The following is a 5,777-nucleotide window of genomic DNA, read 5'->3' on the forward strand; positions in this document are numbered from 1 at the left end:
CCCCTGGACCCACCGCCGGCTCGCCCGGGCCGGGGGATACGGCGCGGGGATCGCCTCGCCCGGCTGGTACGGCCACCTCTTCTCGGCCCCGATCACGTTGATGCTGTCACCGACGACGTTGACGGGGACGTGGATCGGGGCCTGGACGGCGTTGCCCGAGGCGACGCCCGGGGACTTCACGGCAGCGCCGTCGGCATCCGAGTCGGCGACAGCGGCACCGGCCGAGGCACCCGCTGCGATTCCGACGACGGTGACGGCCAGGGCGGCCTTCTTGGCGATGTTCATGAAAAGCGTTCCTCCTGCGATTGCGTATCCGGCCCTGCCGCGGGCCGTAGCCTGAGAAACGCCCGAGGGGCCCGGACGGCACGGCGGACGAGCGCGTTCTGCCCGTTCGGTCCAGTGGTCCGACGAGCCGAAAAACGGACCGGCCCCCCCAGGCGGACCTGGGGGGCCGGTGGTCACTCGACCCGGGGCGTACGTCAGCCGTTGAAGCCGTCGTTGCCGAACGCCGGGTTCAGGATGCCGATGACGTTCACGGTGTTGCCGACCGCGTTCACGGGGATGGCGACCGGGACCTGGACGAGGTTGCCCGAGGCGACACCCGGCGAGCCCACGGCCTGGCCGGCCGCGTGCGCACCGTCGGTGGCGGAGGCGAAACCGGCACCGGCGGCAACGAGGCCACCGGCCACCATCGTGACGGCAGCGGCCTTCTTCAGGTTCTTCACTTCTGAGCCCTCTCCTTGCGAACCACTGCGGCAAAGCGCCGCAGCACGCACTGGAGAACGGCGGAGATCGCAGAAGGATGCGCCATCCGGGGGACATTCCCACGACGGTATGAATCTCAGCCCGGAGGGAGACGCTCCGAATTGCCGTCCGGAAGACCGGCCGTCGCACGGATCAGCAGGTCATCAGCCCGTCACACCGTGACGTACGGCCCACAGGGCGGCCTGGGTGCGGTCGGAGAGGTCGAGTTTCATCAGAATGTTCGAGACGTGCGTCTTGACGGTCTTCTCGGAGAGGACGAGGGCGCGGGCTATCTCGCGGTTCGAGCGGCCGTCGGCGATCAGGCCGAGCACCTCGCGCTCCCGCTCCGTGAGCGAACTGCCTCTTCCCTGACCGTAGTTGGTGCCCTCCTGGGACAGCAGCGCGCCGGCCACCTCGGGCTGCAGCAGGATGTGTCCGGCATGGACCGAGCGGATGGCTCCGGCGAGAGCGTCCGGGTCCACGTCCTTGTAGACGTAGCCGGCGGCGCCCGCGCGCAGGGCCGGGATCACCGTGCGCTGCTCGGTGAAGCTGGTGACGATGAGCACGCGCGCGGGGTTGTCCAGTTCGCGGAGCCTGCGCAAGGCCTCCACGCCGTCCATGCCCGGCATCTTGAGGTCCATGAGGACCACGTCGGGCCTCAACTCCTCGGCGCGGGCCACTCCTTCGGCGCCGTCGGACGCCTCCCCCACGACCTCGATGTCGTCCTGCACCTCAAGGAAGGTGCGCAGCCCCCGGCGGACGACCTGGTGGTCGTCGACGAGCAGCACCTTGATTGCGTCAGCCACCAGGGACCTCCATCTCGATCGTGGTGCCCTTGCCGGGCGCCGATTCGACGGTGAGCTCGCCGCCGACGCCGTTGGTCCGGTCGCGCATGGAGACCAGGCCCAGGTGGCGTCCCGCGCGGCGGGTCGCCCTGGGCTCGAAGCCGCTGCCGTCGTCCGTGACGCGCAGGACGGCGCCCGGGCCGCGCTTCTCCACGGTGACGTCGACGCGGGCCGCGCCCGAGTGCCGCAGCGCGTTGTGCAGCGCCTCCTGGGCGACCCGCAGCATGGCCTCCTCCTGGGCCGCGGGCAGCGCGCGGACGCCGCAGCTGTCGAAGGTCACGCGCGCGGAGTGCGCCCGGTCGAGGACCTGGATCTGGGTACGCAACGTGGCGACCAGACCGTCCTCGTCGAGGGCCGCGGGGCGCAACTCGACGACGGCGGCGCGCAGTTCGTCGGCGGCCTCGGCGGCGAGGGCGGCCACCTGCTGAAGTTCGCCCTTGGCGCGGTCCGGGTCGCGGTCGACGAGGGCCGCGGCGGCCTGGGCGGTCAGGCGCAGGGAGAACAGCTTCTGGCTGACGGCGTCGTGCAGTTCGTGGGCGAGGCGGGAGCGCTCCTCGGCGATGGTCAGCTCGCGGCTGCGCTCGTACAGGCGGGCGTTCGTGAGGGCGATCGCGGCGTGCTGGGCAAGGATCCCGAGCAAATCCTCGTCGTCCTCGGTGAAGCCGCAGCCGCCTTCCGGCTTCACGCAGTTCTTGTTGGCGAGGAAGAGGGCGCCGATGACCTCGTCGCCGTCACGGATGGGCAGGCCCAGGAAGTCGGACATGTCGGGGTGGGCGGCGGGCCAGCCCTCGAAGCGGGGGTCCTCGCGGACGTCGGCGAGGCGCTCGGGGCGGGCCTGGTGCAGCATCGCGGCGAGGATGCCGTGCTGGCGCGGGAGCGGGCCGATGGCCTTCCACTGGGCGTCGCTGACCCCGTCGACGACGAACTGGGCGAAGCCGCCGTGGTCGTCGGGGACCCCGAGAGCCGCGTACTGCGCGTCGAGCAGGTCGCGGGCGGAGGCGACGATCGTCTTGAGGACGTCGCGCACCTCCAGGTGCCTGCTCATGGCCAGCAGCGCGGTGCTCACCGCGAGCAGGCCCGACCGGGGTCCATGACTCATGACCTCACGGTACCGGCGGGGTGTGACAGCGCGTATCCGACCTGTGGCGGCCCCGGTCCGGTCCGCTGGACCTAGGGCGAAGGGCCCCCGCACGTGCGGCCCTCGCCTGAGGCGGCGCGGGACCTCGGGTTCCTACGTTGAGGACAGCCGCCCGGAGCGGCGGTCGAGGACGAGGGGACGGATCATGCCGGTAGCGATCATCACGGGGGCTTCCAAGGGGCTGGGGCGCGCGCTCGCCGAGGCGCTGGCGGAGCGCGGCTGGGACCTGGTGCTCGACGCCAGAACCGCGCGGCCCCTCCAGGAGACGGCGGTGGCCGTCCTCAGTAAGTACGGAGCACAGGTACGGGCGCTGCCCGGTGACGTCACGGACGGGGCGCACCGCTCCCACCTGGTGGCGGCGGCACGGGAGCTCGGCGGTGTGGATCTCCTGGTGAACAACGCGAGCGCGCTGGGCGCCGAACCGCTCGTACGGCTCGAAGCGCTGACCCTCGACGGGCTCCGGCGCGCTCTGGAGGTCAATGTGGTCGCGGCGCTCGGGCTGGTCCAGGAGGCGCTGCCGCTGTTGCGGGAGTCGCCGGCGGGCACGGTGATCGACGTCAGCTCTGACGCGGCGGCGGAGGCGTACGAGACCTGGGGCGGTTACGGGGCCTCGAAGGCGGCGCTCGACCAGCTGTCCGCGGTGCTCGCCGAGGAGGAGCCCGGGCTGCGGGTCTGGGCGGTCGACCCGGGCGACATGGCCACGGACCTGTACGCGGCGGCCGTTCCGGACGACGACGGTCCGCGGCCCGGCCCGGCGAGTGTCGTGCCGGCCCTCCTGAAGCTGCTCGACGAACGTCCGGGGAGCGGGCGCTACGGGGCCCCCGCCCTGCTGGAGCAGCGATGACGACCACCATGGGGGTGCCCCCGCTCGACGGCGGCCGGACGGGGAGGTGGACGCTCCCTAAGGAGTTGTCGGCGCGTGTGCCGGCCGAACAGCGGGGTCCCGGGCTCGACCGCGACGCCGTCCGCCTGCTCGTCTCGCGCGGGACCCGGGTGTCGCACCACGCGTTCGTGGAGCTGCCGGGGCGGCTGCGGGCCGGGGACCTGCTCGTCGTGAACACGTCCGTGACGCTGGCGGCCGCGGTGGACGGGAGAGTGGGGCATGCGCGCGTGGTGGTGCATTTCTCCACCCGGGGCGACGACGGGCGCTGGGCGGTGGAGCTGCGGGAGCCCGACGGAAGGGGCACCACGCGCGCACGCGGGAGCGGGCCCGCGGGGACGGAGGTGCGCCTCCCGGGGGACGTACGGCTCGTCCTGGAGGAGCCGCTGTCCGGGCGGAGCGCGCGGCTGTGGTGGGGGCGGATCTCCGACGCCGACGTGCCGGGTCTGCTGGGACGGCACGGGAGGCCCATCCGCTACTCCTACACGGACCGGGACCAGCCGCTGTCCGCGTACCAGACCGTGTTCGCGCTGCCGTCCGCCGACGGGGCGGGGAGCGCGGAGATGCCGAGTGCGGCGCGGCCCTTCACCGCGCGGCTGGTGGCGGAGCTGGTGAGCCGGGGTGTGCAGTTCGCACCGGTCACGCTGCACACGGGGGTCGCCTCGGCCGAGGCGCACGAGCCGCCGTACCCGGAGCGCTTCACGGTGCCGGAGACCTCGGCGCGGCTGATCAACGCGGCAAAGGCCGGTGACGGCCGGGTGATCGGAATCGGCACCACGGCCGTACGGGCCGTGGAGTCGGCGGCCGGTCCCGACGGGGTGGTGCGTGCCGCGCGGGGCTGGACCGGCCTGGTGGTGACTCCGGAGCGCGGGGTGCGGGTCGTGGACGGGCTGCTCACCGGGCTGCACGAGCCCGAGGCCTCGCATCTGCAGATGCTGGAGGCGATCGCGGGCGAGGAGGCCGTGGACCGCGGGTACGAGGAGGCGCTGCGCGGGCGCTATCTGTGGCACGAGTTCGGCGACGTGCACCTCATCCTCCCGGAGGAGTCCCCGGGGCCCCTCTCGGTGGAGAACCCTCACACAGAGGGTTGCCGCAGCAACTGCGGGTGAGTCCAAGTCGTCTCCGATGTGAGCCCGCACATAGGGCGCACATCACGTACGAACGGGCATAGGAGACAACTGGACTCCTGGTGAGCGGGGCAGACGTATTGGTCTGTCCCGATTTGCCCTTTGGGGGTCCACTACCCGAGGTCGTACGTCACACCTTTGCCTTCGAAAATTCGGGCCGCTAACAATGGCTCCCGTCGCTCGATGCCGCAGGTGCTTACCCATGGCGTCAGATCCGGAAACACTTTTTGTCCCCATCGGATCGAGAGCGGCCTCCGCGCTATTCGAAGAGGTCCTCCAGCCATGCCCAAGCAGCACAGCATTCCTGGTCGCATCCCCGCCATGACCAAGGCCCACAAGCTCTCGTTCGCGGGGGTCGCCACGCTCGGCGCCGCCGCCCTCGCGTTCTCGCTGGCCCCCGCCGACACGAAGGCGAGCGCCGACTCGGTCTCCGCCGCCCCGGTCGCGCTCTCGTCGCAGCAGCTGCAGGTCAAGACCGTCGGTCTCAGCGGCCAGCTGGCCGACGCCCAGGCCGCCGCCGCGAAGAAGAAGGCGGCCGACGCCGCCGCCGCGAAGAAGGCCGCGGAGGCCGCCGCGGCGAAGAAGGCCGCGGACGCCCGCAAGGCCAAGGAGGCCGCGAGCCGGTCCGCCCAGCGTGCCGCGGTCAAGCCGGTCGCCGCGAAGACCTACGCGAACAACCTGGACGGCTGGATACGCCAGTCGCTGGACATCATGAAGAAGCACGGCATCCCGGGCACGTACGACGGGCTGCACCGCAACATCATCCGGGAGTCCTCGGGCAACCCGAACGCGATCAACGGCTGGGACATCAACGCCATCAACGGCGTCCCGTCCATCGGTCTGCTGCAGGTCATCAAGCCGACCTTCGACGCGTACCACGTCCCCGGCACCGCCTGGAGCCAGTACAACCCGGTCGCCAACATCACCGCCGCCGCCAACTACGCGGCGGACCGGTACGGCTCGATCGACAACGTCAACAGCGCGTACTGAGGTCTGCGCGGACCTCTGCCCGTACGCCGGAAAGGGCGGCACCCCTGTGGGGT

6 protein-coding genes and 2 pseudogenes are annotated in these 5,777 nt (G+C 71.8%); 4 read left to right on the forward strand and 4 right to left on the reverse strand.

Going from position 1 to position 5,777, the window contains the following annotated elements:
* Positions 1 to 91: pseudogene (locus tag ACFWGJ_RS40955) on the forward strand (DUF5682 family protein); the annotation flags it as partial.
* Here ACFWGJ_RS40955 and ACFWGJ_RS40960 read toward each other — a convergent pair.
* The 4 genes and pseudogenes from ACFWGJ_RS40960 to ACFWGJ_RS40975 all read right to left on the reverse strand — a co-directional run.
* A pseudogene (locus ACFWGJ_RS40960) lies at positions 88 to 285 on the reverse strand (chaplin); the annotation flags it as partial. The pseudogenes ACFWGJ_RS40955 and ACFWGJ_RS40960 sit on opposite strands and share 4 nt — an antisense overlap.
* A gap of 194 nt (positions 286 to 479) precedes the next feature.
* Positions 480 to 725, reverse strand: a complete 246-nt coding sequence (chpE, locus tag ACFWGJ_RS40965) for a chaplin ChpE (RefSeq protein ID WP_107017790.1) — start codon at positions 723 to 725, stop codon at positions 480 to 482.
* A 183-nt stretch (positions 726 to 908) separates the two neighbouring features.
* On the reverse strand, positions 909 to 1,550 hold the full coding sequence (locus tag ACFWGJ_RS40970; protein ID WP_387334046.1) for a response regulator: 642 nt from the start codon (positions 1,548 to 1,550) through the stop codon (positions 909 to 911).
* The gene (locus ACFWGJ_RS40975; RefSeq protein WP_387334047.1) at positions 1,543 to 2,688 is read right to left on the reverse strand and encodes a GAF domain-containing sensor histidine kinase; all 1,146 of its coding nucleotides are present in this window, start codon (positions 2,686 to 2,688) and stop codon (positions 1,543 to 1,545) included. The genes ACFWGJ_RS40970 and ACFWGJ_RS40975 overlap by 8 nt, the downstream gene beginning before the upstream one ends.
* A gap of 184 nt (positions 2,689 to 2,872) precedes the next feature.
* On the opposite strand from ACFWGJ_RS40975, the gene ACFWGJ_RS40980 reads away from it, so the two are divergent.
* From ACFWGJ_RS40980 to ACFWGJ_RS40990, 3 genes are all read left to right on the forward strand, one after another.
* A complete protein-coding gene (locus ACFWGJ_RS40980; RefSeq protein WP_387334048.1) occupies positions 2,873 to 3,571 on the forward strand; it encodes an SDR family NAD(P)-dependent oxidoreductase in 699 nt (232 codons plus the stop codon).
* Positions 3,568 to 4,716, forward strand: a complete 1,149-nt coding sequence (locus tag ACFWGJ_RS40985) for an S-adenosylmethionine:tRNA ribosyltransferase-isomerase (RefSeq protein ID WP_387334049.1) — start codon at positions 3,568 to 3,570, stop codon at positions 4,714 to 4,716. The genes ACFWGJ_RS40980 and ACFWGJ_RS40985 overlap by 4 nt, the downstream gene beginning before the upstream one ends.
* A gap of 300 nt (positions 4,717 to 5,016) precedes the next feature.
* Entirely contained in the window at positions 5,017 to 5,724 is a 708-nt protein-coding gene (locus tag ACFWGJ_RS40990) for a transglycosylase SLT domain-containing protein (RefSeq protein ID WP_387334050.1), read from the forward strand.
* Positions 5,725 to 5,777 lie beyond the last annotated feature (53 nt).

Source organism: Streptomyces sp. NPDC060205 (assembly GCF_042728395.1).
Taxonomy (GTDB): Bacteria; Actinomycetota; Actinomycetes; order Streptomycetales; family Streptomycetaceae; genus Streptomyces.

Coding starts and splice junctions, on each gene's coding strand:
- ACFWGJ_RS40975 (WP_387334047.1), bottom strand. CDS start 2,688: ATGAGTCATGGACCCCGGTCGGGCCTGCTCGCGGTGAGCACCGCGCTG.
- ACFWGJ_RS40980 (WP_387334048.1), top strand. CDS start 2,873: ATGCCGGTAGCGATCATCACGGGGGCTTCCAAGGGGCTGGGGCGCGCG.
- ACFWGJ_RS40985 (WP_387334049.1), top strand. CDS start 3,568: ATGACGACCACCATGGGGGTGCCCCCGCTCGACGGCGGCCGGACGGGG.
- ACFWGJ_RS40990 (WP_387334050.1), top strand. CDS start 5,017: ATGCCCAAGCAGCACAGCATTCCTGGTCGCATCCCCGCCATGACCAAG.